This window comes from Nocardioides panaciterrulae, assembly GCF_013409645.1.
GTDB classification, from domain to species: Bacteria; Actinomycetota; Actinomycetes; order Propionibacteriales; family Nocardioidaceae; genus Nocardioides; species Nocardioides panaciterrulae.
Genome location: NZ_JACCBG010000001.1, coordinates 660,238 through 685,212, shown reverse-complemented (window position 1 = coordinate 685,212; position 24,975 = coordinate 660,238). Strand labels below are relative to the sequence as shown.

The 24,975-nt window shown below is 74.9% G+C and carries 23 protein-coding genes; 13 read left to right on the top strand and 10 right to left on the bottom strand.

Going from position 1 to position 24,975, the window contains the following annotated elements; genetic code table 11:
• Positions 1-41: 41 nt before the first annotated feature.
• The 3 genes from BJZ21_RS03185 to BJZ21_RS03175 all read right to left on the bottom strand — a co-directional run bounded on the left by BJZ21_RS03185 (position 42) and on the right by BJZ21_RS03175 (position 2,134).
• On the bottom strand, positions 42-458 hold the full coding sequence (locus BJZ21_RS03185) for a helix-turn-helix domain-containing protein (protein WP_179662432.1): 417 nt from the start codon (positions 456-458) through the stop codon (positions 42-44).
• On the bottom strand, positions 451-726 hold the full coding sequence (locus BJZ21_RS03180) for a thiamine-binding protein (protein WP_179662431.1): 276 nt from the start codon (positions 724-726) through the stop codon (positions 451-453). The genes BJZ21_RS03185 and BJZ21_RS03180 overlap by 8 nt, the downstream gene beginning before the upstream one ends.
• A 103-nt stretch (positions 727-829) precedes the next feature.
• Positions 830-2,134 carry a DUF6986 family protein gene (locus tag BJZ21_RS03175; protein ID WP_343051927.1) on the bottom strand — a complete coding sequence of 435 codons (1,305 nt, stop codon included), beginning with the start codon at positions 2,132-2,134 and terminating at the stop codon, positions 830-832.
• A 255-nt stretch (positions 2,135-2,389) separates the two neighbouring features.
• On the opposite strand from BJZ21_RS03175, the gene BJZ21_RS03170 reads away from it, so the two are divergent.
• Positions 2,390-3,178 carry an IclR family transcriptional regulator gene (locus tag BJZ21_RS03170; protein ID WP_179662429.1) on the top strand — a complete coding sequence of 263 codons (789 nt, stop codon included), beginning with the start codon at positions 2,390-2,392 and terminating at the stop codon, positions 3,176-3,178.
• Positions 3,179-3,215: 37 nt separating this feature from the next.
• Here BJZ21_RS03170 and BJZ21_RS03165 read toward each other — a convergent pair whose 3' ends face one another.
• Positions 3,216-3,860 (bottom strand): hypothetical protein, encoded by a 645-nt coding sequence (locus tag BJZ21_RS03165; RefSeq protein WP_179662428.1) that lies wholly within the window; start codon positions 3,858-3,860, stop codon positions 3,216-3,218.
• Positions 3,861-4,057: 197 nt separating this feature from the next.
• Between BJZ21_RS03165 and BJZ21_RS03160 the strand changes: the two genes are divergently transcribed.
• The 5 genes from BJZ21_RS03160 to BJZ21_RS03140 all read left to right on the top strand — a co-directional run bounded on the left by BJZ21_RS03160 (position 4,058) and on the right by BJZ21_RS03140 (position 8,588).
• Positions 4,058-5,641 (top strand): acyl-CoA synthetase, encoded by a 1,584-nt coding sequence (locus BJZ21_RS03160; protein WP_179662427.1) that lies wholly within the window; start codon positions 4,058-4,060, stop codon positions 5,639-5,641.
• A gap of 85 nt (positions 5,642-5,726) precedes the next feature.
• On the top strand, positions 5,727-6,230 hold the full coding sequence (locus BJZ21_RS03155; protein ID WP_179662426.1) for a PH domain-containing protein: 504 nt from the start codon (positions 5,727-5,729) through the stop codon (positions 6,228-6,230).
• A 594-nt stretch (positions 6,231-6,824) separates the two neighbouring features.
• Positions 6,825-7,202 carry an SHOCT domain-containing protein gene (locus BJZ21_RS03150; RefSeq protein ID WP_179662425.1) on the top strand — a complete coding sequence of 126 codons (378 nt, stop codon included), beginning with the start codon at positions 6,825-6,827 and terminating at the stop codon, positions 7,200-7,202.
• A gap of 30 nt (positions 7,203-7,232) precedes the next feature.
• A complete protein-coding gene (locus tag BJZ21_RS03145) occupies positions 7,233-8,054 on the top strand; it encodes a hypothetical protein (RefSeq protein WP_179662424.1) in 822 nt (273 codons plus the stop codon).
• Between the two features lie 21 nt (positions 8,055-8,075).
• Complete coding sequence (locus tag BJZ21_RS03140) at positions 8,076-8,588, top strand: RDD family protein (protein WP_179662423.1); 513 nt, start codon at positions 8,076-8,078, stop codon at positions 8,586-8,588.
• 212 nt (positions 8,589-8,800) lie between these two features.
• Here BJZ21_RS03140 and BJZ21_RS03135 read toward each other — a convergent pair whose 3' ends face one another.
• On the bottom strand, positions 8,801-10,216 hold the full coding sequence (locus BJZ21_RS03135) for a hypothetical protein (RefSeq protein WP_179662422.1): 1,416 nt from the start codon (positions 10,214-10,216) through the stop codon (positions 8,801-8,803).
• 305 nt (positions 10,217-10,521) lie between these two features.
• Between BJZ21_RS03135 and BJZ21_RS03130 the strand changes: the two genes are divergently transcribed.
• From BJZ21_RS03130 to BJZ21_RS03120, 3 genes are all read left to right on the top strand, one after another.
• Positions 10,522-13,326: a winged helix-turn-helix domain-containing protein gene (locus tag BJZ21_RS03130; RefSeq protein WP_179662421.1), complete on the top strand. Its 2,805-nt coding sequence runs from the start codon at positions 10,522-10,524 to the stop codon at positions 13,324-13,326.
• 127 nt (positions 13,327-13,453) lie between these two features.
• Complete coding sequence (locus tag BJZ21_RS03125; RefSeq protein ID WP_179662420.1) at positions 13,454-13,717, top strand: hypothetical protein; 264 nt, start codon at positions 13,454-13,456, stop codon at positions 13,715-13,717.
• On the top strand, positions 13,714-13,920 hold the full coding sequence (locus BJZ21_RS03120; RefSeq protein ID WP_179662419.1) for a hypothetical protein: 207 nt from the start codon (positions 13,714-13,716) through the stop codon (positions 13,918-13,920). Before BJZ21_RS03125 ends, BJZ21_RS03120 begins: the two co-directional genes overlap by 4 nt.
• Before the next feature lie 122 nt (positions 13,921-14,042).
• On the opposite strand, the gene BJZ21_RS03115 is transcribed toward BJZ21_RS03120, so the two are convergent.
• Entirely contained in the window at positions 14,043-14,549 is a 507-nt protein-coding gene (locus BJZ21_RS03115) for a DUF7144 family membrane protein (protein ID WP_218851262.1), read from the bottom strand.
• Positions 14,550-14,669: 120 nt separating this feature from the next.
• Here BJZ21_RS03115 and BJZ21_RS03110 point away from each other — a divergent pair, with 120 nt between their 5' ends.
• The gene (locus BJZ21_RS03110) at positions 14,670-15,221 is read left to right on the top strand and encodes a potassium channel family protein (RefSeq protein ID WP_179662418.1); all 552 of its coding nucleotides are present in this window, start codon (positions 14,670-14,672) and stop codon (positions 15,219-15,221) included.
• Positions 15,222-15,233: 12 nt separating this feature from the next.
• Here the strand turns inward: BJZ21_RS03110 and BJZ21_RS03105 are convergent, their stop codons facing one another.
• A complete protein-coding gene (locus BJZ21_RS03105) occupies positions 15,234-16,046 on the bottom strand; it encodes a GAF and ANTAR domain-containing protein (RefSeq protein ID WP_179662417.1) in 813 nt (270 codons plus the stop codon).
• A gap of 184 nt (positions 16,047-16,230) precedes the next feature.
• Here BJZ21_RS03105 and BJZ21_RS03100 point away from each other — a divergent pair, with 184 nt between their 5' ends.
• The 3 genes from BJZ21_RS03100 to BJZ21_RS03090 all read left to right on the top strand — a co-directional run bounded on the left by BJZ21_RS03100 (position 16,231) and on the right by BJZ21_RS03090 (position 20,823).
• Positions 16,231-18,495: a GAF domain-containing sensor histidine kinase gene (locus BJZ21_RS03100; protein ID WP_179662416.1), complete on the top strand. Its 2,265-nt coding sequence runs from the start codon at positions 16,231-16,233 to the stop codon at positions 18,493-18,495.
• A gap of 147 nt (positions 18,496-18,642) precedes the next feature.
• Positions 18,643-20,028: a CoA transferase gene (locus BJZ21_RS03095; protein WP_218851259.1), complete on the top strand. Its 1,386-nt coding sequence runs from the start codon at positions 18,643-18,645 to the stop codon at positions 20,026-20,028.
• Positions 20,029-20,097: 69 nt separating this feature from the next.
• Positions 20,098-20,823, top strand: a complete 726-nt coding sequence (locus BJZ21_RS03090; protein WP_179662415.1) for a DUF1264 domain-containing protein — start codon at positions 20,098-20,100, stop codon at positions 20,821-20,823.
• A 158-nt stretch (positions 20,824-20,981) separates the two neighbouring features.
• Here the strand turns inward: BJZ21_RS03090 and BJZ21_RS03085 are convergent, their stop codons facing one another.
• From BJZ21_RS03085 to BJZ21_RS03075, 3 genes are all read right to left on the bottom strand, one after another.
• Positions 20,982-21,983 carry a cytochrome d ubiquinol oxidase subunit II gene (locus BJZ21_RS03085; RefSeq protein ID WP_179662414.1) on the bottom strand — a complete coding sequence of 334 codons (1,002 nt, stop codon included), beginning with the start codon at positions 21,981-21,983 and terminating at the stop codon, positions 20,982-20,984.
• Positions 21,980-23,389: a cytochrome ubiquinol oxidase subunit I gene (locus tag BJZ21_RS03080; RefSeq protein WP_246298441.1), complete on the bottom strand. Its 1,410-nt coding sequence runs from the start codon at positions 23,387-23,389 to the stop codon at positions 21,980-21,982. Before BJZ21_RS03080 ends, BJZ21_RS03085 begins: the two co-directional genes overlap by 4 nt.
• Positions 23,390-23,655: 266 nt before the next feature.
• Positions 23,656-24,930 (bottom strand): DUF480 domain-containing protein, encoded by a 1,275-nt coding sequence (locus BJZ21_RS03075; RefSeq protein ID WP_218851256.1) that lies wholly within the window; start codon positions 24,928-24,930, stop codon positions 23,656-23,658.
• Positions 24,931-24,975: the final 45 nt, after the last annotated feature.

Here is a 24,975-nt window from a genome sequence, read left to right as displayed (position 1 = left end):
GGCCCGGGCGGCGGGGACCAGCGGCGGGACCAGCCGTGGGATCAGCGGGCGCGGTTGAGGTAGTTGTAGACGGTGAAGCGGCTCACGCCGATGGCCTCGGCGATGGTCTCCGCGGACTTGCGGTAGGCGAAGGCGCCGCGCTCCTCCAGCAGCCGCACCGCACGCTGCTTGTCCGCGCGCGGGAGGTCGGCGAGCCCGCCGCCCAGCTCCCGGGCGACCTCCTCGATCAAGGCCTCCAGGCTCCCGGCGGCCTCGCCCGCGGGCGCAGAGTCGACGGCCGCGCCCGGTCCGGCGGCGGCCGGAGCCGCCGCGGCCGGCAGGCGTACGCCGGCCACGGTGCGGCCGTCCCACACCAGCGGCACGTCGTCGGGGCGCAGCGCGTCCGCGGCGACGACCCGGGCGTCGAGGCGCTCCAGCAGCGGCGCCACCGCCTGCAGCAGCGGGTGGGGCTCAGACATCCGCGGCCCCGCCGGCCGGCTCCCCGGAGACGTCCTCGCGCTCAACCTGGAGCGTCACCCGGGTGGCGCCGTGGGCCAGCGCGGCGCGCAGCACCTCGGTCAGCGCGGGCAGCACGTCCTCGTCCTCGCCGCGCACGGTCGTGCCGAGCGGGCCGAAGTCGCAGTCGAGCTCGGCGCGCTCAACCGCCCCCAGCGCGGCCCGGGCGTGCTCGGGCGCCTCCCCCTCCCCGTGGAAGGGCTCGGTGGTGAACTCCGCGACCAGGCGCATGCCCCGAGGCTAGCGCCCGGGCCACCGTACGACGGACCTCCCGGCCGCGAGCCCGGCCCGCGACCCAGCCGCGACCCCCCGTGAGCCCCGTCGTGAGCCCGGGTCAGCCCGTGGCCGCGACCCTGCGCCGGGCCAACACAGCCAGCCGGTCGACGTCGACGCCGATCCGCTCCTCGAGCTCGGCCGGCGTCACGGCCCCGCAGTCGACGCCGCGCATCACGAACCCGGCCAGCGCCGCGGCGGTGGCCGGCTCGTCGAGGTAGCCGGAGTCCCCGCCGTGCACGTAGGCGTGCAGCCGCGCCGCAGCGCCGGGCAGCCCCTCGCGGTAGAACGCGTCGGTCGCGACGTAGCGGCTCGGCAGCTGGGCCGGATGCAGGTCCCAACCCTGGTAGAAGCCGCGCTCGAGCGAGCGGCGGACCAGCCGGCCGTGCAGCCGCCACGCGGCCAGCACCGAGGCGTGGTCGCCGACCGGCAGCACGTTGGTCGACCCGTCGGACACGAACACGCCCGTCCCGGCGGCGGCGACCTGCATGATCGCCTTCGCGTGGTCGGCCGCCGGGTGCTCCATGGACTGGTACGCCGCGGCGATCCCGCACGAGGCCGAGTAGTCGTAGGTGCCGTAGTGCAGCCCGGTCACCCGCCCCTGCCCCGCGTGGATCATCCGCGCGACCAGCAGCGTGCCGTCCGCGCCCAGGATCGACTGCGGCGTCTCGACCTGGATCTCGAAGCGCAGGCTGCCCGGCGCCAGGCCGTGCTCCTGCTCCAGCCGGCCGCACGCGACGACCATCGCCTCGACCTGGGCCACCGAGGTGACCTTGGGCAGCGTGACGACCAGTCCCCCAAGATCTCCGAGACCCCCGACACCCTCGCCGGCCGCGACCAGCTCGCCGACGAAGAGCGCGAGCGTGCGCAGCCCCCGGGCGCGGGTGGGCGCCTCGAGGCTCTTGAACCGGATGCCGTGGAAGGGCGCCGCCGCGCCGGCCCTTACCGACGCGGCCAGGGCCCGCGCGGCCGCGACCACGACCGCGTCCTCCTCCTCGTCGGGCCGGACGCCGAAGCCGTCCTCGAGGTCGATGCGCAGGTCCTCGATCGGCTGCTCGGCGAGCTTGCGGCGCACCGCCGCGTGCACCTCGACGGCCAGCGCCGGGTCCAGGCCCCAGGCCGCGGCCACCGCGGCGGCGTCGGGCGCGTGCTCGTCGAGCGCCGCGAGACCGGCGCGGCCCCAGTCGGCCACGGTGGTCGCGGCGTACCGGTCGGCCGGGACGTAGACCGTGTGCACCGGCTGGCGCACGCCGCGATCACCCGGGTACGCCGCGGCGAGGTGCGCGTCGTCCTCGGCCAGCAGCCGGTCGAGCTCCTCGCCGAGGCCGGCGGGCACGATGACCCGATTGTCCACGTTGTCGCTCACTTCTCTCCTCGGTGCTCGTGCTGGGGTGCTGGTCGACCGCGCGGCCCCCAGCGGCCGTCGGGGCGGAGGAGGTCCGGACATCATCCACCTTCAACAGACTGTTGATTTCGTGATGCGGACAGTAATATCTGTTCCGCGGAAGCCGCGCAAGGCCCCGGCGGCGCCGGCCACGACCGCCTACCCGGATCAACGGCCACCCGGAGGGACGGCCACCCGGCTGCATAGGGTTTCGGCATACGGAAAGCAGGAGGACCCATGGCGACCAGCGCCGAGGCGGCCACGCCGGACGAAGCGGCCGGGCGCGGCCGCACGGGCGGCGTCCAGTCCGTCGAGCGCGCCTTCGGGCTGTTGGAGTCCATGGCCGACCACGGCGGCGTCCTGGGCCTCTCCCAGCTGGCGGCGGAGTCGGGGCTGCCGCTGCCGACCATCCACCGGCTGCTGCGCACCCTGGTCGACCTGGGCTACCTGCGTCAGGACGAGTCGCGCCGCTACGCCCTCGGCCCGCGGCTGATCCGCCTCGGGGAGAGCTCCTCGCACATGCTCGGCGTCTGGGCCAGGCCGCACCTGGCCCGCCTGGCCCGCGAGCTCGGCGAGTCCGCCAACCTGGCGATGCTCGACGGCGACGAGGTCGTCTACGTCGCCCAGCAGCAGTCGCGGCACTCGATGCGGATGTTCACCGAGGTCGGGCGCCGGGTGCTGCCCCACTGCACCGCGGTGGGCAAGGCGATGATGGCCACGATGCCGCCGGAGCAGGTGCGCGAGATCCTGGCCCGCACCGGCATGCCGCATCACACCGCGAACACCGTCACCGACGTTGAGGAGTTCGCCCGCCAGCTCGTCTGGGCCGCGGAGCACGGCTACGCCCTCGACGAGGGCGAGCAGGAGGTGGGGGTGCGCTGCGTCGCCGTACCCGTCCCCGACGTGCCCACCCGGCTGGCGCTGTCGGTCTCGGGGCCGGCCACCCGCATGACCGAGGAACTGGTCGCCCGGGCCGTGCCGCTGCTGCAGGAGGTCGGCGCCGCCCTCGCCGCCGACCTGGGCTGACCGCTACCCGCCGGTCCGGGTTCAGACCGGTCCGGGTTCAGAGCAGGATCGGCGTCGCCCGGCGCCGGTTGTTGTCGCGGGTGACCGCCTCGATGGCCACCCCGGCGAAGCCGACGGCGACCAGCAGCACCAGCGCGGAGGACACCGCGTGCGGGAGCACCGGGTTCAGCACGATCGACGCGACGTGCGCGATCAGGGCCGCCGGCACCCAGCGCGGGGTGACGCGGGCGCGCAGCAGCGCCACGGCCAGCAGCAGCTCGCCGAGGTAGAAGCCGGCGATCCAGCCGTAGAGGAAGATCGTCAGGCCCTGGTCGTGGACGATGTCCTCGAGCCGGGGCCCCCTCAGCCCGCCGTGGAGCGCGATCGCGCGGAAGAACACGATCAGCATCGAGTAGCCGGCCGTGCCCAGGAAGCCCACGGCCAGCACCACGGTGCCGACCATCGCCAGGCCGCGGCCGCGCCGCTCGAACAGGCTCATCACCGCCGGCAGGCCCAGGGTCAGGGCCACGGCGGCGATGAAGAAGATGACCGCGGCGGCCAGCCAACGGCCGTCCTGGGTGCGCGCGACCTGCAGTGTGTCCGAGGTGGAGCCCCCCGCGGGCATCAGCAGCGAGCCGAAGGTCAGCGCCATGGCGCCGGTCACGAAGGCGGCGGCCGAGGCGGGGATCCAGTCGAGTCGCATGGCCTCACGGTAGTGCCGCCGGCAGCCCCCGGAGGCATTCCCAGGTCGAGGACGGAGGCCACTCGAGGAGGCGCGCGAGCCGCGGGTGCCGGCCCGACCGCGCACCCGCAGCGCCCGGGGGGCCGGAACCGACCCACCGCCAACCCGACCGCACTACGGTGACGGCCAGCACACCCACGCCCCGGAGGGAGATCGCGATGCCGGTCGAGGAGCTCGTCACCCACGCCCGCCAGCAGTCGCTCGGCGACCTGCCCCGGCGTACGGCGCGCCGCACCCCGGACCGGCTCGCGATCGTCGATGGGTCGACCCGGCTGACCTTCGCCGAGCTCGACGCGGTGGTGGACCGGACCGCGGCCGCGATCGCCGCGGCGGGGCTGGCCAAGGGCGACCGGCTGGCGCTGCTGTGCCACAACTGCTGGCAGTTCGCGGTGCTGAACTTCGCCGCCGCCCGGGTCGGCGTGGTGCTGGTGCCGGTGAACTTCATGCTGGGCGCGGAGGAGATCGCGTTCATCCTCGACCACTCCGGCGCGGCCGCGTTCGTCGTGGAGGACGCGCTGGTGCCCACGGCCGAGCGGGCGCTCGCGGCCGCCGGTGGCGGCGTGGCCACGCGGGTCGTCGTACGCCTGCAGGACGCGGCCGCCGCCCCCGCCGGCTGGACCGACCTCGCGGGCTGGCTCGAGCACGACGGCCCTGCCCCGGAGGTCCCGGTCGCCGACGACGACCCGGTGCGGATGATGTTCACCTCCGGCACCGAGTCCCGACCCAAGGGCGCGCTGCTGTCGAGCCGGTCGCTGCTGTGGCAGTACGTCTCCTGCGCCGTCGACGGCAACATGACCGCCGACGACGTCGAGCTGCACACGCTGCCGCTCTACCACTGCGCGCAGCTGGACTGCTTCCTCGGCACCGACGTCTACCTCGGCGCGACCAGCGTGATCCTGCCCGCCCCCGAGCCGCGGGCGATCCTGCGCGCGATCGCGGAGCACCGGGTGACGAAGTTCTTCGCCCCGCCGACGGTGTGGATCGGGCTGCTGCGCTGCCCCGACTTCGACGGCACCGACCTCTCCAGCCTGCGCAAGGGCTACTACGGCGCCTCGCCGATGCCGGTCGAGGTGCTCAAGGAGATCCAGCGCCGGCTGCCCGACGTGGACCTGTGGAACTTCTACGGCCAGACCGAGATGGCGCCGCTGGCCACGATCCTGGGCCCCGACGAGCAGCTGGAGTACGCCGGATCCGCCGGCCGCGCCGCGCTCAACGTCGAGACCCGGATCGTCGACGACCTCGACCGGCCGGTGCCCGTCGGCACGGTCGGCGAGATCGTGCACCGCTCCCCGCACGCGACGCTCGGCTACTACCGCGACGAGGCGAAGACCGCCGAGGCGTTCCGGGGCGGCTGGTTCCACTCCGGCGACCTCGGCTACGTCGACGACGCCGGCCGCCTCTACGTCGTGGACCGCAAGAAGGACATGATCAAGTCCGGCGGGGAGAACGTCGCCAGCCGCGAGGTCGAGGAGGCGATCTACCGGCTCGAGGGGGTCGCCGAGGTCGCGGTCTTCGGGATCAGCCACCCGCACTGGGTCGAGGCGGTCACCGCGGTGGTCGTCCCCAAGGAGGGCAGCACGCTGACGGCCGAGCAGGTCATCGAGCACAGCCGGTCGGTGCTGGCCCACTTCAAGGCGCCCAAGTACGTCGTGGTCGCCGACGCGCTGCCGAAGAACCCGAGCGGCAAGATCCTCAAGCGCCAGCTGCGCGAGGCGCACGCCGACCTGGGTCGCGACGGCTGACCGGCCAGCGCAGGACCACCGGACCCCGGCGTACCCGGACCTCCGGCCCTGCCCGGTCCCGCCCGCGATCCTCACGCTGAGGGGCATGGGGCTCCCTGCCGACCAGCTCTCGCCGGGCGAGCGCGTGGTGCTCGAGACGCGCGAGCACTGGAAGCACCTGCTCGGCGCGATGCTGATCTGCGCCGCCGCCGTGGTCGGGCTGCTGGTGGTGGTGGCGATCTCCCCCGACAGCGGCTTCCTGGCCTGGCTGGACCAGGCCGGCTGGATCGCGTTCGTCGTGGTGGTGGCGATCTTCGGGCTCTGGCCGGCGGTGGCCTGGTGGAACCGCACCTACACGCTCACCACCGAACGGCTGGCCACCCGCTCAGGGGTGCTCCGCCGGTCCGGCCGGGACATCCCGCTCAGCCGGATCAACGACGTCGCCTTCGACCAGGGCCTGCTCGACCGGCTGGTCGGGTGCGGCACGCTGCGGGTCTCGGCCGCGAGCGAGGAGGGCACGGTCGTGCTCAAGGACATCCCCCACGTCCACGCGGTCTCGCTGCGGATGAACGAGCTGGTCCGCGCGCTCGGCCACCCCGGCCAGGACTGACGCGGGCGGGACCGGCCGGCCGGCGCGCCGTACGGCCCGGGTCGACCAGCGGCGCGGACCCCGGCGTACCGCCAGCACCTGGAGGCCGTGGGCCCACACCCGGTGCAGGAACCCGTGCAGCGCGGCCTGGTCGGGGAAGTCCGCCTCGACCACCGTGCACACCTCCTGCGCGACGATCTCGCCGCCGGCCAGCAGCCCCCGCGGATCCGCCCCGTCACCGTCGCGCAGCGGACCGGTCAGCTCCTCGGCCGGGACCAGCCCCGCCACCCGCACTTCGTACCGCACCCTGACCTCCGAGCACCTCGAGCTCCCCGAAACCCCCACGCAACCTCCACGCAACCCCGCAACGACCCCGGGCGCATCACCCGCGGGGGACCACTCCGGCCCCGGGCGGGGGGTGCGGGAATCCCCGGCCAGCCGGGGAAACTCTCGGTTGATGGGCGTTGCAACGCCCATCAACCGAGGGGATCACCGGTCAGCCGGGGATTCCTGCAGGCGCCCGGCCGCCGGGATCGTCCGCTCCGGACGAGGCGCGCGGGGCGGCTGCGCACGCACACTGCGACTGCAGCCGTTGACCAGAGAAAGGACGCTGCCATGTCGTTCTGGGACATCGTGTGGTTCATCATCATCAGCTTCGCGTTCGTCGCCTACCTCATGGTGATGTTCTCGATCCTGGTCGACCTCTTCCGCGACCGCGAGGAGACCGGCCTGATGAAGGCGGTCTGGGTCGTCGCCCTGATCGTCTTCCCCCTGCTGACCGCGCTGGTCTACCTGATCGTGCGGGGTCGCGGCATGGCCGAGCGGCAGATGCGCGACACCGCCGCGGCCCAGGCCCAGCAGGAGCAGTACATCCGTGAGGTCGCGGCCAAGAGCAGCCCCGCCGACCAGATCGCGCAGGCCCGCAAGATGCTCGACGACGGCATGATCTCGCAGCCGGAGTTCGAACGGCTCAAGGAGAAGGCGCTGGTCTGAGCCGCGCCGGGCCCAGACGCCATGCCCCCCATGCTGCTGTCGGCCCCGCGGTCGGTCGTCCGGACCGTCGCGAGGCCGGCAGCCGCGTCCGCCCAGGCGCTGCTCGGGCCGGTGCTCGGGCCGGTGCTCGGCTACGCGGTGCGTACGACGGGCTCCGCGGCCGACCGGCTGCTGGACCGGGTGATCGCCGAGGTGGTCGCCCGCGTCGACGTCGACGCCGTGCTGGACCGGGTGGACCTCGATGCGGTCGCGGCCCGGCTCGACGTGGATGCGGTCGCGGCCCGGCTCGACGTGGATGCGGTCGCGGCTCGGCTCGACGTGGACTCGGTCCTCGACCGGCTCGACCTGACCGGGCTGGTGCTCCAGCGGGTGGACCTGCGCCCGGTGCTCTCCGAGGTGCTGGCCCTGCTCGACGGCTCCGACGTGGACGGCCTGGTGGCGCTCGCCGACCTGGACCGGGCCGCGAGCCGGCTCGACGTGGACGCGGTCGCGGCCCGCCTCGACCTCGACGCCGTCCTCGACCGCCTCGACCTCACCGAGACCGTGCTGCGCCGGGTCGAGCTCGGCACCCTGGTCGACGCCGTGCTGGCCCGGGTCGACCTGGTGGGCCTGGCCGAGCAGGTCATCGACGGCGTCGACCTCCCCGAGATCATCCGCGAGTCGACCGGGTCGATGGCCTCCGACACGGTCCGCGGCGTACGCATGCAGGGCATCGGGGCCGACGAGGCGGTCGACCACGCGGTCGGCCGGGCCGTGGACCGGCTGCTGCTGCGCCGCGCGCACGGCACCGGACCGGCCGACGGACCCACTGGCGGACCGACTGGCGGCCCGGCCGGCGGACCGGCCCGCTGAGCCCGGCGCCGGGAGGCCCGGGTGTCCGGGGGCACGGGCGGTGACGGAGTCTCGCCCGTCCCGCGGGAGGCCCGGCCGTGGCAGGGCCGGCGGGCGGGGGTCGTCACCCGGCTGGCGGCTGCCGCCCTCGACGCCGCGGTCGTCGGGCTGGTGCTGCTCGCGGGGTACTTCGGGCTCGCGGCCGTGATGTTCATGGTCGACCCCCGCGGCTTCGAGCTGCCGCACGCCGGGTTGTTCCTCAGCCTGACCTCGGCCTTCGTGGTCGCGTTCTGCTACCTCGCGCTGGCCTGGTCGGTCAGCGGCCGCAGCTACGGCGGCCTGGTCCTCGGCCTGCGCGTGCAGCGCCACGACGGCCGCCCGCTGGGCCTGGTCCTCGCGGTCCTGCGCTCGGCCGCCTGCGTGGTGCTGCCGGTGGGGCTGCTCTGGGTGGCGATCAGCCGGCACCGGTGCTCGCTGCAGGACCTGCTGCTGGGCACCCGGGTGGTCTACGACTGGCAACCCCGCGGGGTCCACCGGCCCAACGGCGACCGGTGAGCCGACCGCTGTCCGGGCCGACCCGTCCGCGCGGACCCGTGTCGGCGGTGGACCAGCCACCGTTTCCTGAGTGAAACGGTGGCCAGGTCACCGCCGACCATGCTCGAGACGAACCAGCGGTGGCTCCGGACGTCGACCGGCGAGCACCTCGCGCCGCGGCGGCGCAGGCGCGGCGCCGAGCTCGGGACGCCGCAACCGAGGGAGACCCCCGGTCAGATCGGCGGGTGCCCGCCGCCCGGCCGCGACCCGCCGCCCGGGGGGCCGCCGGCCTCGCCGGCCGCGGCCCGGTCCGGGCCGAGCCGGGCACCGACCGGTCGCCCGAGGAACTCCACGACCGCCAGGCCGAGCAGCACCAGCACGGCCACGAGCACCACGTCCCAGGCGGTCGGCTGGTTCCAGAACGCCAGCGCGAGCCCGCCGAGGCCCGCCAGCGTCCAGCGCAGCGCCCGGCGGTGCGTCCAGGTCCAGGTGCCGACCCGGCCGGTCTGCCAGCCGGCCGCCTCGGCGCTGCCGCGCATCGCGCCGATGCCGCGGACGAAGCCCCGCCGGGTGCCGACCGCGGCGCTCGACGGGCCCGAGAGGAACGCCGCCACCGCGATCAGCAGGAACAGCACCGCGACCGCCCGCAGCCCGGTCCGCAGGAAGCGCACCAGGGTGTCGAACACGTCGCCCGCGGCGGTCGGGGTGAGGACGTTCCCGGGCGTCTGCCCGACGTACCACGACCGGGCCAGCGCGAGCAGGATCCCCAGCACCAGCATCGCCGCGACCACCCCCAGCGAGCCGCGCAGCAGCGCGCGTCGCCGGTCGCGGGCCAGGGCCACGCCGCCGGCGAGGCAGGCGAGCGCGATCACCGGCAGCCAGGTGCCGAGCGTGTCCAGCGCCTTGTAGGCCCACTGCGCCTTGGTGATCGACGAGGACTGCACGAGCACGAACGACCGGTCGGTCGTCGGCACCCGGTTGGCCAGGCTGAAGCCCTGGGCGACCAGGCGCTGCTTCACCTCGGCGACGACCGGCCCGAGGTTGAGCGTGACCGTGTCGCCCTGCGCGGTGACCAGCGTGCCCTGTTTGCCCTCCAGCAGCCGCAGCACCTGCTCGTGGGCGAGCCGGTTCACCTGCTCCCACACCTGCTTGAACTGGTCGCTGGCCAGCACCGTCGTGACCTGGTCGCGGACGAAGCTGTCGATGCCGTTGACCAGCGCGGTCTGCAGGCCGGGGATCGCGAGCGCGACCGCCGGCGGCACGTTCGGCTGGGCGGCCAGCGCCTTGAGCGCCTCGGAGGTGACCTGGTCGACGTTGATGCTGTCCAGCACCGCCGCGGTCACCTCGTCGGCGACCGCGGACCGCACGGCCGCCGAGTCCGCGAGCGGGGCCACGGTGGCGACGTACTGGTCGGTGTCGGAGATCTGGCGGTTCGCCCACACCGCCGAGACCGACAGCGGCGCCAGCACGACGGCGAGCACCACCAGGATCCCGGCGATCACGCTCAGGCCCCGGACGTGGCGCTGCTCGGGCGGAGCCGGGCGGGCGCCCGCGCCCACCTGCTGGGCGGCCCGGTGCTCGGCCGCCAGCTGGGCCTCCAGCTCGGCGATCCTGTCCTGGAGCGCCCTGACGTCCTGCAGATCGCTCACCCGGCCTCCTCCGGTGTACGACTCCGGTGTACGACGGGGGCACGCCCGTCGCGGCCACCCCTGCGTCGTCCCAGCCTCCGACGTACGCCGGGGCCCGCGCCTCGCCCGTCGCGGATGAGAACAGCCGCCGGCCCACCTCGCCGGGCCCACCTCGCCGGGGCCGGCCGCCGTCCCCTCGAAGTCCCGAGCCCCGTGGGGCCGGACGCCCCGGAGGTCCTCCGCGGAACTGCCATCGTTCTCTGCTGACCGGTCACGCGCCTCCCTAGCGTGCAGAAGGGGTAGTCGAGGGCAGGAGCACAGGTGTCGTGAACAGCGCGAATCCCCGACTGGTGGACCGCCCGCGGCTCACCGGCCGGCTGTCCGGGGTCCGCGAGGTCCCGCTGACCCTGGTCAGCGGGCCGGCCGGCGCCGGCAAGTCCACGCTGCTGGCGCAGTGGGCTCGCGAGGTCGGTGGGCCGATCGGTTGGATCGGGGCCGACGAGGTCGGCCAGCTGTCGTGGCCGTCGCTGCTGCGGACGCTCGACGACCTCGGGCTCGAGCTGCCCGCCCCGGTGGCGGCCCTGCTGCCCGGCCCGGGAGCCAGCGCAGGAGCCGGCACGGGAGCCGCCGGCACCGCGGGCCGGCTGCCCGCCGCCGCCCTGCGCGCGCTCGCCGCCGCCATCGCCGGCTCGGGCCGCGACCTGGTGCTGGTCCTCGACGGCTTCGAGCTGCGCTCAGGCGACCAGGCCGGTGAGCTGGCCCACCTGCTCGACCACACCTGGGGGCGGCTGCACCTGGTCCTGGCCAGCCGGGTCGACCCCGTGCTGCCGCTCTACCGCTACCGGCTCGAGGGTCGGGTGCTCGAGGTCCGCGCGGCCGACCTCGCCTTCACCGATGCCGAGGCCGACCAGCTGCTCCGCCTGGACCGGGTCGCGCTGCCGCCGGAGTCCGTGCACGAGCTGACCGCCCGGCTGGGCGGGTGGGCCGCCGGGCTCAGGTTCGCCGCCCGGGCGCTCGCCCACCGCGACCGGGACGGCGCGCGCGACACCGGACCCGACCCGGTGGCCGCCCTGGTCGCCCAGGACGCCGACATCACCGGCTTCCTGCTCGGCGAGGTGCTGGCCGGGCAGGACGACGCCACCCGGCAGCTGCTGCTGCGCACCGCCGTGCCCGACACCCTCTACCCCGGGCTCGCCGAGGAGCTGGCCGGCGCCACCGCGACCCGCGGGCTGCAGGAGCTGGCCCGCGCCAACATGTTCCTCGAGCCGGTGGCCGACCAGCCCGGGGCCCACCGCTACCCGCCGTTCTTCCGCGACCTGCTCCGCGCCCAGCTCGCCTGGGAGCAGCCCGAGCTGGCCGAGGAGCTGCACCGGCGCGCGGCCTCCTGGCTGCGGCGCAACGAGATGGCCGACCGGTCGCTGGACCAGCTGGCCGTCGGCGGCCTGTGGGCCGACCTCGCGACCCAGCTGCTCAGCGACCGGGGCGTGGCACCGCTGCTGCTCGGGACCGACCCGCATGTCTCCGAGGTGGCCCACCGCATCCCGTTCCGGGTCGGTGAGCCGGCGGCCTGCGTCGTACGCGCCACCCTCGCGCTCGCGGGCTCCGATCCCGCCGCCTGCGCGGTCGAGCTCGACTCCGCGCGTGGAGGACTGCGCCGCCGGCCGCACCGCCACGGCGACCCGGTGGAGACCGCGGTGCTGCTCGTCGACGCGCTGCGGGCCAGCAGCGCCGAGGAGGCCGGCGCCGCCCGGGCCGCCGTCCAGCAGGCCGACCGGGCCGTGGCGACGCTCGCGGGCACGCCGTCCGGACCCGGCTCGATCGCGCTGGTGGCGCTCGCCCGGGCGGCGGTCGCGCTGCGGTGCGGCGACCTCGACGAGGCCCGCGCCGGGCTCGCCGAGGCCCGCACGGCCCCCGGGCTGCCGCCGCGCCTGCACGTGGCGCTGCTCGGCCACGAGGCACTGGCCGACGCGCTGGCCGGCCGGCTCACCCGGGCATCCGACCAGGCCACGCGCGCCCTGGCGATCGCCGACGCCGCCCGGATCCCGGCCGAACGGCGACCGGCGGCCCCCGCCGTCGCGCTCGCGCTGGTCGCGCTGGAGCGCGACGACCAGGCCGCCGCCCGCCGCCACCTCGCCGCCGCCCAGGCCTGCGCGTCGCTACCCAACGACCCGGTGAGCAGGGTCCTCGCCACCGGCATCCTCGGCCACCTCGACGTCGCCACCCACGGCGCGCGCCGGGCGGCCGATCGGCTCGGCCAGGCCGGCGAGCGCACCGAGCCGCACGACCCGTGGCTCACCGACTGGCTGCGGCTGCAGGTCGCCGAGCTGTGGATGGCCCAGGGCCAGCCCGACCTGGCGCTCCGAGAGCTCGAGGGGATCAGCCACGAGGACCACCTCGGCGGCGCGGTGCTCGCGGCGGCGGCGTACGCCGAGCAGGGCCACCGGGCCGCGGTCGAGGAGTCGCTCAGCCGGGCCCGCAGCGCCGCCCGGCCGCTGCCCGCCGAGGTGACCCTGCTGCTGGTCGAGGGCGTCCACGAGTCCCGCCGGCGCGCCCCGCAGCAGGCGGTCGCACTGGTCGAACGGGCGCTCCGGCTGGCCGCCGAGGAGGAGCTGCGGCGGCCGTTCCGCGAGGCCGCGCCCACGGTACGCCGGCTGCTGGCCGGCAACCCGCAGCTGCTCGACCGCCACCGCTGGCTCAGCACCGTGCCGTCGTCCGGTGCCGCTCGCCCGCACCACGCGGCCAGGACCCCGACCCCCGCCAGGACCCCGACGCCGGCCAGGACCCCGGTCAGGACCCCGGTCAGGACGCCGGCCAGGCCTCCGGCCAGCACGCCGGCCGCGGCCAGGACTCTGGCTCCGACCAGGACCCCCGCCCCCACCGGCGAGGACCACCTCCACCTCAGCGACGTCGTCGTCGAGCCGCTGACCGCCCGGGAGACCGAGGTGCTCGGCCACCTCGAGGAGCTGCTGACCACCGAGGAGATCGCCGCGCGGATGTTCGTGTCGGTCAACACCGTCCGCACCCACGTGCGCAGCATCCTGCGCAAGCTGGGCGTGAACCGACGCAACAGCGCGGTGCGCCGGGCCCGCGAGCTCGGCCTGCTCGAGCGCCCGGAGCGCCCGGCCGGCTGACCCTCATCCTCACCGGGTGAGGACACCACCTTGCGGTCGGAGTGTGCTGGGAGGGCCGGCTGACCGCAGCCGGGCGCCCGCGGCCCGACCGAGCCGACCTCCCGCCTCCCGAGCTGATGACGAGCCGATGACCGAGCCGACGTCCCCCCGCACCTACGAGATCCGTCTCAACGGGTCGGTGGCCGGCGACACCGTCGCCGAGGAGCTGCTCGAGGAGCTCGGGGACGTCGAGGTGACCGGCCAGGACGTGACCACGGTGCTGTCGGGGTGGTTCCCCGACCAGCAGGCGCTGGCGGAGTTCCTGCGGCGGCTGCGCGCCTACGGGCTCGAGGTCGTGGAGATCCGCCGGGTGGCCGAACAGGACGCCCCTCCGCCGGAGCCGCAGCCGTGAACCGGCTCGTGCACTACGAGGTGGTGGTCCGCGGCGGGGTCGGCCCGGCGGTCCGGCTGGCCCTCGAGCCCACGGTGGCCGGCGCCACCAGGATCCAGACGGTCATCTGTGCGCGGCTGGGCCAGGACCGCGACCTCGTCGACCTGGTGCGCGTGCTGCGCGAGCACGGCTTCTCGGTCGCCGGCGTCACCGCGCTCGCCTGAGCCCCTTCGCGAGCCGGCGATGGCCGGCGCCCGCGCATGCGCACGCGACAGTCCCCGCCGGTCGGCCCCCCGCCCGGGACGGGTCGGGATGCCGGTCGACGGGGACCGTGCGGACAGCGGCGTCAGCGCGCCTCCTTGAGCCCCTTCATCTCCGCGCCGTGGGCGGTGAGCGCCCAGATCACCAGCACGTCGAAGGTGATCATCAGGGCCGACCACCACGGGTAGGCCGCGAAGAAGGCCATGTTCACCACGGCGCTGAGCACCGCGAGGCCCACGCCGACGATCCGGGCCCACATCTGGCCGGCGAGCAGGCCGACACCGGCGAGCACGATCACGATGCCGCCGATCAGGTGCACCCAGCCCCAGGTCGTGTAGTTCACGTGCACGACCAGGTCGTTCTTCGTGACCAGGTAGTAGGAGTCCTGGAAGAGCGCCACCAGCCCGGCGATGGCGTGGAACATCCCGAGCATCAGCATCATCACCGCGGCGAACATGATCCAGCCGACCCAGCCGGTCGGCTCGGGGCCCCGGTGGACCGGCTCCGCGGTGGCCGCCGGGGGCATCTGGGTCGACGGGCCCGCAGTGGGGTTCGTCGAGGGGGTCGTGGATCCCATCTGGGTCTCGGACATGACGAGCTCCTGTCGTCTGCGCACACACTCGGACACCCCTAGCGTCCGGCGGCACGCTCCCGGTCACATCACCCGCTGCGGGTGAGACCACCCCGGCGTACGACGGCGTCTACTCGGACCATGCACCCCGGTACGACGGTGACCGGCACCGGTCCGGTGGCGCCGCCCGCGGCCCGGCGTGCGGCGGTGATCTCGCTGGCCAGGTCCTCGGCGGTCGCGCTCGCCATCGGCGCGGCGTACTTCCTGCTGCCGATGACCCGGCTCGACGGCCGGTCGTGGCTGGCCCTCGGGGCCGGGCTGGTGCTGGTCGCCGTGGTGCTGGGCTGGCAGCTGCGCGAGATCACCCGCTCGCCGTTCCCGCGGGTGCGTGGGGTGGAGGCGCTGGTGCTCGGGCTGATCCTGTTCTTCGTCGTCTTCGCCACGGTCTACTACGTGATGGGCCGCGCCGACCCGGCGGACTTCACCGAGCCGCTGACCCGGCTGGACTCGATGTACTTCACCGTGACGGTCTTCGCCACCGTCGGCTTCGGCGACATCGCCGCGGTCTCCGAGGCGGCCCGGGCGGTCGCGACCATCCAGATGCTCGGCGACCTGGTGCTGGTGGGGTTCGTGGCCCGGATGCTCGTCAACGCCGTCCAGGTGGGCCTCGGCGGCTCCGACGACCGGTCGTGACCGGCCCGGGCGCTACAGCCGCAGCCCGAGCTCGACGATCGCCTCGGAGAGCTCGCGGACGGTCACGTGATGGGTGCGGGCGTGCCGCCGGATCAGCTCGAAGGCCTCGTCCACACCCACACCGTTGCTGGCGGCGACCACGCCCTTGGCCTGCTCGATCACGGTCCGCGCGTCCAGGGCGTGCTGCAGCTGCTCGGTCAGCTGCTCCTGCTGGCGCAGCTTCGAGCCGGTGACCAGGTAGCCGGTGATCAGGTCGGCGAGCACCTGCGCGGCCTCGAGGTCCTCGGCCGGCCAGTCCCGGTGCTCACCGGAGTAGAGGTTGACGGCCCCGACCTGGTGGCCGGCCAGCTGCAACGGCAGGCCGACCACGGTGGTCATGCCCAGGCGGGCCGCGACCGCGGCGTACGCCGGCCACCGGTCGGCGTACGCCGTGAGGTCGTCGACCACGACCACCCGTCCCTCGCGGAACGCCGCCATGCACGGACCGACCTGGTGCTGATGCTGGACGTCCTCCAGCGCCGAGATCTGCTCCGGGACGCCGGTGGTGGTGCGCATCGTCCCGTCCTCGGCCAGCCCCATCCCCGCCCCGGCCAGGTCGAAGATCGCCACGAAGCTGCCCATCAGGTCCCGGAGCACGGCGTCCACGTCGATGTCGGAGTCGTAGGACTCCAGCAGCCGGCCGCTGAACGTGGCGACGGTCTTGACGAACAGCGCGTGGTCGTACATCAGGTCCCCCTGGCCCCTGGAGCCTGGCGCCCTGCCCGAGCGCGCGACCCCGGGGTCGCGCCAGTTCACCGCCTGCCGGCTGCAGCAGGTCTCAGTCATTCTGCCTTCACCGGCGCGATTCCGGGGAGTACTGTCACCACTAGCCTCCCCGGACCCCGGAGGGACACGGTCGCCCCTGCTCCTGGCGGCTCCATCGCACGCCGGGAGGGAGCTCGGGAATGGGCATGCGAGCAGGGAACAGTCCGTCGGGGCGGGGTTGTCGACCGCCGCGGGGGTGGGGACGATGATGACCGATCACGAGCCACGGGTCGCGGACGTGGCACACGCGCCGCCGGTCCCCGCCGCGCCGCCGGTCCAGACCGCGGTACTCGACCACGACGGCCGGATCGTCGCGGTCAACGAGGCGTGGCTGGACTTCTGCCGCGGCAACGGCGGCGCGGTCGATCGCAGCGGGCCCGGGGTCTCCTACCTGGAGGTCTGCGCGCGGGCCGGTGAGGACCCGGTCGCCCGGCGCGCCGGCGAGCTCGTGAGACGCGCCCTGCGCGGTGAGCTGACGACTCCCGCCACCCTGCTCACGCCGTGCGCGGCGCCGGGCACCTCGGGCTGGTTCGACATGACGGTGCGCCCGCGCGAGGACGCCACCGGGCACAGCCGCGGCGCGGTCGTCTCGTTCCGCGAGCGCACCGACCTGGGGACGGTGCCGACGCACCCGGCCTCCCCCCGGTTCGCCCACGACCTGCCCACCACGGACCTCTCGGCGGTGGACGAGCGGGTGGTGGATCCGACCCGGCCGGGGCCGCGGGAGCTACTCACCTTCCCCGACGTGCCCCGCCTCGAGCTCGAGGAGACCCTCGTCCAGCTCACCGAGCGCGCCGCCGACGTGCTCAAGGCCCAGGGCCGGCTGCGGGCCCTGCTGCGGGCCAACGCGCTGGTCACCGCCGACCTGAAGCTCGACGTGGTGCTGCACCGGACGGTGCGCGCCGCGCGGGACCTGATCGGCGCGCGGTACGCCGCGCTGGGGGTGCTCAGCGAGGACGGCTCGCTGTCGCAGTTCGTGCACACCGGCATGGACGGCGAGCAGGTGGCCATGCTCGAGGGTGCGCCCGACGGCGCCGCGCTCCTCGACCTGCTCGTCGACGCGCCGGGGCCGATCCGGATCGACGACGTGCGCCGCGTCGGCCGGACGCTCGCCGCCGCGGTCGAGGACGGCGCCGACCTGCCCGCCGATCTGCCCGCCGATCTGCCTGCGGACGACCCCGCGGGCAGCCGCCACCCGACACCCGGTCTGCTGGGCACGCCGATCCGGGTGCGCGGCAGCGTCTACGGCACGCTCTACCTGGTCGAGAGCCTCCGCGGCGCCTTCTCCGAGGAGGACGAGCAGCTGCTCACCAGCCTGGCCCGGACCGCCGCGGTCGCGATCGAGAACGCCCGGCTCTACGAGGACTCCGAGCGCCGCCGGCGGTGGCAGACGCTGACCACCGAGGCCAGCCAGGAGGTGTTCTCGGGGCAGCAGGACCGGCCCATCGACGTGCTGCTGCAGGCCGCCTTGCAGGCCGGCGAGGGCGACGTGGCGATCCTCGCCGAGCTCGACGGCGAGGACATGGTCGTCGCGGCCGCGGTCGGGCCGCTCGCCGACCAGGTGCTCGGCGTCCACGTGCCGATCGCGCAGAGCGTGCTCGCGCCGACCCTGCGCACCGGCGACCCGGTGCTCCTCGGCGGCTACCACCGCCGCAACGTCAAGGTGGTCACCGACCCCCAGCTCGCCTCGCTGATCGCGGGCCCGCTGTGCCGGGGCAAGACCGTGGTCGGTGCGCTGATGGTGGGCCGGACCAACGGTCGCCACCCCTTCGACCAGACCGACCTCGACCAGCTCGACGCGTACGTCGGGCACCTCGGCGTCGCCCTCGAGCTGAACCAGACCCGCGCCGACCAGGCGGCGCTGGCGGTGCTGCGCGAGCACCAGCGGATCGCCGCGGACCTGCACGACCACGTCATCCAGGAGCTGTTCGCGACCGGGATGGGGCTGCAGGCGATGGTCCACCGGATCGACGACGAGGCGAACCGCCAGCACCTCAGCGACTTCGTCGACGCCGTCGACAGCACCATCCGGCGGATCCGGACCACGATCTTCCAGCTCAACCGGGCCCCGCACGGGGGCGGCGGGCTCAAGGAGCGGCTGCTGGCCGTCGTGGAGGAGGCGCGCCCGACGCTCGGCTTCGCCCCGCACGCGGAGTTCTCCGGCCCGCTGGACCAGGCGGTCTCCCCCGACCTGGCCGACGACGTGGTGGCGGTGGCCCGCGAGGCTCTGGCCAACGCCGCCCGGCACGCGAAGGCCCGCAGTGTCCGGCTGCGCGTGACCCTCGCCGCCGCCCAGCTGAGCGTCGAGGCGATCGACGACGGCTGCGGCCTGGGCGACACGACGCGCGCCAGCGGGCTGGCCAACCTCCGCAGCCGGGCGACCCGCCACCACGGCGACCTCCAGGTCACCGCGGGCCCCGGCGGCGGCACCCACCTGATCTGGACCGCGGTCGCCCGCTCCGACACCTGACCCCCACCCCACGCCGAGTCGGCGCTCGTTGACACTCCCCACGCCACCTGTCGGACCACACCGGCCTCTCCCGGCGCACCCGCCCCGTCTGCCAAGGTTGCCCCGGGACGTCGGTTCGACCATGAGCCGGCGGGGAGGAGCACGGACGTGGGAGCGATCGGTCGGTTCGGACGACGGGCCTGGCAGGACCTGGGTGAGGACCCCGCCCAGCTGGCCGGGGTGGCCGACCCCGGGGCCGAGGTGCCGCTGCGCTCGTCACTGGCGGTCGGCGAGCTCGCCTTCGACAGCGTCGCGCTGGCCTCGGTCGCGGCGGGGCTGGTGTCCGAGGCTCGTACGACGGGGCGCGGCGAGCCGCCCGTCGTCCGGCTGGACCCGGCGCGCGTCGCGGCGTCGTACCGCAGCGACCGGCTGTTCCGCTGGAACGGCGAGGCGCCGTCGGTGTGGGGCGAGCTGTCCGGGTTCTGGCGGGCGGGTGACGGGTGGGTGCGCACGCACGGCAACTACCCGCACCACGACGCCCGGCTGCGCCGGTTGCTGGGGCTCGCCGAGGGCGCCGGCAAGGACGCGATGCGCGCCGCCGTGGCCGGTCGGGGGGCCGAGGAGCTGGAGGAGGCGGCCGCGGTCGCGGGCGCGATCCTCGTGAAGGTCCGCGACGTCGAGGAGTGGCGGGCGCACCCGCAGGGGCAGGCCGTCGCTCGCCGGCCGCTGCTGGGGTTCGCCGGACTCGGCGAGGCGGCGCCCCGGCCGTGGCGCGAGGCGGCGGCCGGCGACGGGCGGCCGCTCGCCGGCGTCCGGGTGCTCGACCTGACCCGGGTGATCGCCGGGCCGGTCGCGACCCGCGACCTGGCCTTCGCCGGCGCGGACGTGCTGCGGCTGGACTCCCCGCGCCCGCCCGAGATCGAGTGGCAGCACCTCGACACCGGCCAGGGCAAGCGCTGCGCGGTCGTCGACCTCGCCACGCGCGCCGGGGACGAGGTGCTCGAGCGGCTGCTGGCGTCGGCCGACGTGGTGGTGACCGGCTACCGGCCCGGCTCGCTGGACCGCTTCGGCCTCGAGGCGGAGCAGCTCGCCGCCCGGTTCCCGGGCCTGGTCGTGGGCCGGGTCAGCGCGTGGGACACCGGCGGGCCGTGGTCGGCGCGGCGCGGGTTCGACAGCATCGTGCAGGCCACCAGCGGGATCGCCGTGCGCGAGAGCGGCGGCGCCGCGACCCCCGGCGCGCTGCCCGCCCAGGCCCTCGACCACTCGGCCGGGCACCTGCTCGCGGCCGGGGTGATGAGCGCGCTGCGGCGCCAGCGCGCCGGCGGCGGCAGCCACCTGGTCTCGATCTCGCTGGCCCGGGTCGCCCACGAGCTGCTCGCCCAGCCCGGTGGGACCGAGCCTGCCGTGGACGAGGCGGCCCTGCCGGCGGTCGAGGCCGATGGGCCCGCGGGACGGATCCGGTCTGCCCCGCCGGCGCTCGACTGGGCCGGCGCGCCCCCGGCGTACTCCTGGGTCGGGCGGCCTTGGGGCGCCGACGAGCCGGCCTGGGCCTGACCGGCGCGGGATGGCAGCGGGGCGGATGGGTACCGCCCCGGCCCGAGCACCCGTCCCCGAGGAGGCCCCGTGCACATCACGATCCCCGACCGCGCGCCCGCCGTGACTCCCGCCGGCGAGGGCAAGGGCGCGTGGCTCGCGGCGCTGGAGCAGGGCGCACACCTGCTGCAGTCGACCACGCCGCTGCGCGGCTTCGACGTCTACGTGGTGGGTTTCCACTGTCCGAAGGACGAGCCGCACGAGCAGATGGAGGCCCACCACTACTGCAAGGTCGTGAACGACGACCTGCTGCAGTGCGTGCTGTTCGACGGCAACACCAAGGAGGCGAACCTGATCGGGATCGAGTACATCGTCTCCGGCCGGCTCTTCGACACCCTCCCGGAGTCCGAGAAGGACTACTGGCACCCGCACAACTACGAGGTGTTCTCCGGCGAGCTGGTCGCCCCCGGGCTGCCGGACGCCGCCGAGACGGCGTTCATGAAGCAGCTGGTCAACTCCTACGGCAAGACCTGGCACACCTGGCACACCGGCCGCCACGACGGCGCGCCCGGGCACGACCTGCCGCTCGGCGACCCGATGCTGATGTGGTCGTTCAACCGCGAGGGCGAGTGCGAGGAGTCGCTGAAGGACGACCGGAACCGACTCTTCGGCATCGACCCGGAGAAGAAGGCCGAGCAGCGGCAGGCGGCCTACCTCGACCTGGCCCGCCCGCAGCGCGGGGTGGACGCGATGGCCGACCAGTTCACCGGGACCACCCCGATCCCCGGCGTCGTCGACGTCGACGCCGCTCGGTGAGCACCGGGGCGGCTTCGGGGCTCGCCGCGGGGAGGCCCAACTCAACCCGGCGGGAGGCCCAACTCAACCCGGCGCGGGGCCCAACTCAACCCGGCGGGAGGCCCAACTCAACCCGGCGCGGGGCCCAACTCAACCCGGCGGTGGGCCCAACTCAACCTCTAGTCGTGGGACCAGCGCTCGGACTGGGTGAGCCAGAAGAGGTACGCCAGCGCCGGCACCACGATCACCGCCGCGAGCGCGACCACGATCAGCAGCCCGGTCAGCGTGGCCGGTGCGCCCGCCGCCTCACTGATCGTGATCTGGTCGACCAGCAGCCAGGGGTACTGCGCGACGCCCCAGCCCAGCACCACCGTCCCGACCGCCAGCACCGCGGTCAGCCGACCGAGCGCCGCCCGGCCCCGGGCCACCAGCACCAGGGTCGCGAGGCCGGCCAGGAACGACACCACGATCAGCGGCGCGGCCCGGGTCTCCAGGCCGTGCGCGAGCGTCGGCGCGTCGTGCTGGATCGGGACCAGCGCGGCGAACACCACGGCCCCGGTGACCAGCCCGACGCCGAGGGTACGGCGGCGCAGGGTCCGCGCGAGGTCGCGCTGGCCCGCGCGGCCGGCGTCCGCGGTGAGGAACACACCGGCCAGGAACGAGCAGGTGCCGACCGCGATCAGCCCGCCGAAGACCGACGTCGGCGTCAGCCACGACGAGAACAGCGGGCCGTGCCCGTCGGCCGGGACCCGGCCCGAGGCGACCGCGCCCGCGACGCACCCGAAGAAGAACGGCGTGATCAGCGAGGAGCCCGCGAAGACCACGCCGAAGAGCCGCGCCTGGGCCAGCGAGCCGGAGTACTTGCGGAACGCGAACGCCGCGCCCCGGAGCACGATCCCGAGCAGCGCGAGCATCAGCGGCACGAACAGCGTGTTCATCGCCGCCGCGAACGCGGTCGGGAATCCGGTCCACCACATCACCAGCACATAGATCAGCCAGACGTGGTTGGCCTCCCAGACCGGCCCGATGCTGTGGTCGACCAGCGTGCGCAGCCCGCGCCCGGCCGCCGTACCCCCGGCGGTGAGGTCGAAGAAGCCGGAGCCGAAGTCCGCGCCGGCGAACAACGCGTAGAGCACGACGCCGGCGAACAACGCGGCGGCGACCGCCATCTCCTGGGTCATCCGCGGGCCCCCTTCCCGGGTGCGGCGTCGCCGGCGTCCCCCGCCCCGGCGCTCTCGGCGAGCGGCAGCGGCTCGGGCGCGTACGGGCTGGGCAGGTCGGTCTCCCCCGCCCGCCAGCGCCGGGCCATCGAGCGCAGCACGACCCAGGCGCCGACGGTCATGCCGAGGTAGACGATCGCGACGCCGGTGAAGCTCCACCAGAGCCCGGCGTTGCCGGAGGCGGCGTCGACGGTGCGGAGTACGCCGAAGACCGTCCACGGCTGGCGGCCGACCTCGGTGGCGACCCACCCCGACTCCAGCGCGAGCACCGCGAGCGGGCCGGCCACGACCGCGAACCGGAGGAACCAGCGGTTCTCGCGCAGGTCGTGACCCCGCCAGCGGGCCAGCCAGTAGACGGTCACCGCGAGCGCGAGCAGCGTGCCGATCCCGATCATCGACTGGAACGCGACGTGGGTGACGTTGACCGGCGGCCGGTCGGCGGGCGGGAACGTGTCGAGCCCGCGCACCGGCTTGTCGAAGGAGCCGCGGGCGATGAACGAGCCCCACTTGGGGATCTCGAGGAACCACTTCGCGGTGCCGTCGATCAGCAGGCCGCCGATCCTCAGCGGCGCCGGCTGCTCGGTGTGGACGGCGAGCTCGAACGCGGCCAGCTTCGAGGGCTGGGTGGTGCCCAGCCGCATGCCGAGCACGTGACCGATCACCGGCTGCGCCAGCGCCGCCACGGTCGCGAACACGAACGGCACGCTGAACCCGAGCCGGTGGTGCTCGTCGCGGCGGCCGCGGAGCATGCCGGCGGCGTACACCCCGGCGACGACGAACCCGACCAGCATGAACGCGCCCACCCACATGTGGGCGAACTGCAGGAACGCGCCGCTGTTGAACAGCACCCGCCACGGCTGTACGTCGGTGACCTTGCCGTCGACGATGCGGAAGCCGGTCGGCATGTTCATCCACGCGTTGACCGCGATCACGCAGTAGGTGCCGACCACCCCGGCGGTGGCCATCGGCAGCAGCATCAGCAGGTGCCGGCGCGGGGGCATCCGGCCCCAGCCGTAGAGGTAGATGCCGAGGAAGATCGCCTCGACGAAGAACGAGAGGCCCTCGAACGCGAACGGCAGCCCGAGCACGTCGCCGAAGCGCCCCATCAGGCCCGGCCAGAGCAGGCCCATCTCGAAGCTGAGCACGGTCCCGGAGACCGCGCCGATCGCGAACAGCACCGCCGAGACCTTGGCCCACCGCTGGGCCAGGCCGAGCGCGACCGGGTCGTCGCGGCGGATGCCACGGCGGTGGACGACGTAGATCATCGCCGGGAACGCCACCCCGAAGCAGGCCAGCACGATGTGCCAGCCGAGGCTGACCGCCATCTGCTCGCGGGCGGGCATCAGCCCCGGCGGCTCGGCGGCCATCGGGAGGAGCATGGACATTGCGTGCGTGGCTCGGGGAAGCACGACCTCGACGCTACGCGCGGGCCGGGCGCCCGTCCGCCTGGGTCGTCCCTCGCCCCGCGACTTTGTGAATGCAATCACAAGCCATGTTGAGTTGGGCCCCGCACCGGATTGAGTTGGGCCCCACGCCGCATTCAGTTGGGCCCCGCACCGGGTTGAGTTGGGCCCCGCACCACGTTCAGTTGGGCCCCGCACCGGGTTGAGTTGGGCCCCGCACCGCCGGCGGACTACGCCGGCGCCCGGCCCACGACGTACAACCGCTCGGTGGTCTCGCCGCGGTGCGTGAGTGGGCCGCGTCGGTACCACTCGATGTCGACCAGCCCGGCCGCCCGGACCGCGGCGGTCACGTCGCCGGGCTCGTGCAGCACCACGTCGAGGTCGACGGGGAGGTCGAACCAGCAGCCGTTGTGCCGTACGCCGGCCCCCGCGTGCAGCGCGAGCACCAGCCAGCCGCCGGGGGCGAGCGGCCGGGCGAGCGCGGCGACCGCGACGGGCAGCTCGGAGCCGGCCAGGTGGATCAGGGAGTACCACCCCAGCACGGCCGCCCACCCCGGCGCGCTGGTCGGGCGCATCAGCCGACGCAGGTCACCGACCTCGTAGGCACCGTCCGGGAACCGCCGCCGAGCCTCGGCGACCATCCCCGGCGACAGGTCGAGGCCGGTGGCGTCGGCGCCGGCCTCGGCGAGGTACGCCGTGACGTGGCCGGGCCCGCAGCCGACCTCGACGACCGGGCGGCCGTCGGCGTGACCAGTGACCCGGTCGAGCAGCCAGGTCTCGAAGGGCTGGCCGTCGAGCAGCTCGTCGACCAGCGCGTCGGCGTACGCCGTGGCGATGGCGTCGTACGACGTGCGCACCCGCTCGTCGCGCGCGGCGGCCCCATCCGCGAGCACGCTCTCCCGGTCCACCGCATTCACCGCACCCGCCGACCCGGGTGCCCCGGGCGAGGCGATCGGGGCCGCCGGGACGGGTGCCGTGGCCGCCTCGCCCAGGCAGTGCACCCAGCGCGCGTCGTGCTGCCCGGGCTGCCGGGCGAGCTCCCTGGCCAGGCCCCGCTCGGCCATCCGCCCCAGCAGCTCCTCGACGTCGCGGCGCTCGGCGAAGGCGTGCAGCCGCTCGCTGCGGGTCCGCAGCTCGCCGGGCGTCTGGGCGCCGCGCAGCAGCAGCACCGTCAGCAGGGCCCGCTCGTCCTCGGCGAGCCCGAGTGCCTCGGCGAGGACCTGGTGGTACTTCAGCGTGCGCCGCCCGGTGTCGGACCACACGATGCGCAGCAACCCGCGGTCCTTGAGCCGCTTGGCGGTCGCCTCGACGGTGCGCTCGTCGTAGTCGACGACCGGGTCCCGGCTGCTGGACTGGTTGCAGGCGGTGCGCAGCGCGCTCAGCGTGAGCGGGTACGACGCGGGCACGGTCACCTGCTTCTCCAGCAGGCACCCGAGGACCCGTTGCTCCTCGGCGTCCAGCACCGGCAGCTCGGACCCGGCTCCGGACAGGGGTTCGACAGCCATGGGGCGACCCTAGGCCAGCGGGGCCACGCCCGGGAGGCCCACCTC

Excerpts from the sequence above, each read along its gene's own strand:
- BJZ21_RS03185 (WP_179662432.1), bottom strand. The coding sequence starts at position 458 with ATGTCTGAGCCCCACCCGCTGCTGCAGGCGGTGGCGCCGCTGCTGGAG.
- BJZ21_RS03105 (WP_179662417.1), bottom strand. The coding sequence starts at position 16,046 with ATGACTGAGACCTGCTGCAGCCGGCAGGCGGTGAACTGGCGCGACCCC.
- BJZ21_RS03115 (WP_218851262.1), bottom strand. The coding sequence starts at position 14,549 with ATGTCCGAGACCCAGATGGGATCCACGACCCCCTCGACGAACCCCACT.
- BJZ21_RS03125 (WP_179662420.1), top strand. The coding sequence starts at position 13,454 with ATGACCGAGCCGACGTCCCCCCGCACCTACGAGATCCGTCTCAACGGG.
- BJZ21_RS03110 (WP_179662418.1), top strand. The coding sequence starts at position 14,670 with ATGCACCCCGGTACGACGGTGACCGGCACCGGTCCGGTGGCGCCGCCC.
- BJZ21_RS03100 (WP_179662416.1), top strand. The coding sequence starts at position 16,231 with ATGATGACCGATCACGAGCCACGGGTCGCGGACGTGGCACACGCGCCG.
- BJZ21_RS03155 (WP_179662426.1), top strand. The coding sequence starts at position 5,727 with ATGGGGCTCCCTGCCGACCAGCTCTCGCCGGGCGAGCGCGTGGTGCTC.
- BJZ21_RS03170 (WP_179662429.1), top strand. The coding sequence starts at position 2,390 with ATGGCGACCAGCGCCGAGGCGGCCACGCCGGACGAAGCGGCCGGGCGC.
- BJZ21_RS03150 (WP_179662425.1), top strand. The coding sequence starts at position 6,825 with ATGTCGTTCTGGGACATCGTGTGGTTCATCATCATCAGCTTCGCGTTC.
- BJZ21_RS03180 (WP_179662431.1), bottom strand. The coding sequence starts at position 726 with ATGCGCCTGGTCGCGGAGTTCACCACCGAGCCCTTCCACGGGGAGGGG.
- BJZ21_RS03080 (WP_246298441.1), bottom strand. The coding sequence starts at position 23,389 with ATGGCCGCCGAGCCGCCGGGGCTGATGCCCGCCCGCGAGCAGATGGCG.
- BJZ21_RS03085 (WP_179662414.1), bottom strand. The coding sequence starts at position 21,983 with ATGACCCAGGAGATGGCGGTCGCCGCCGCGTTGTTCGCCGGCGTCGTG.
- BJZ21_RS03145 (WP_179662424.1), top strand. The coding sequence starts at position 7,233 with ATGCTGCTGTCGGCCCCGCGGTCGGTCGTCCGGACCGTCGCGAGGCCG.
- BJZ21_RS03075 (WP_218851256.1), bottom strand. The coding sequence starts at position 24,930 with ATGGCTGTCGAACCCCTGTCCGGAGCCGGGTCCGAGCTGCCGGTGCTG.
- BJZ21_RS03160 (WP_179662427.1), top strand. The coding sequence starts at position 4,058 with ATGCCGGTCGAGGAGCTCGTCACCCACGCCCGCCAGCAGTCGCTCGGC.
- BJZ21_RS03165 (WP_179662428.1), bottom strand. The coding sequence starts at position 3,860 with ATGCGACTCGACTGGATCCCCGCCTCGGCCGCCGCCTTCGTGACCGGC.